The organism is Streptococcus danieliae (assembly GCF_013415245.1).
In the GTDB taxonomy this organism is placed as follows: Bacteria; Bacillota; Bacilli; order Lactobacillales; family Streptococcaceae; genus Streptococcus; species Streptococcus danieliae_A.
Genome location: NZ_JACBXX010000018.1, coordinates 1 through 340, shown reverse-complemented (window position 1 = coordinate 340; position 340 = coordinate 1). Strand labels below are relative to the sequence as shown.

1 protein-coding gene is annotated in these 340 nt (G+C 38.2%); it reads right to left on the bottom strand.

What is annotated here, in order from left to right; all coding sequences use genetic code 11:
* On the bottom strand, positions 1-340 hold a 340-nt coding region (locus HZY94_RS00060), incomplete at both ends, for a transposase family protein (protein ID WP_179924468.1).

Sequence of the window (340 nt, the reverse complement as noted above, 5' to 3'; positions counted from 1 at the left end):
GATGCATTTGAAACATAGGTTGATAAGTACGTTTTGTGCTCAATTTGCGGCTATCGGTTTGTATGATTTTCCAATACCGCTTTAGACGTCGATATTCTTTTGACTGTTTGTCAAATTGATTCATGATCTGTATCCGAACACGCCAACTCATTATCTTGGGCAGTGACTTCAAGTTTGGTTTTGTCTTTACTAATTTTAATCGTCTAAGGACGATTGATGTAGAGATATGTAGACGCTCGGCAATGCTTTTCATCGAATCCTTTTCGACCAGTAATTGAGTAATTTTCCGTTGGATGTCAGTTGACATCTGATGCTTTTTCTTGACAATAGGCGTCTCTGA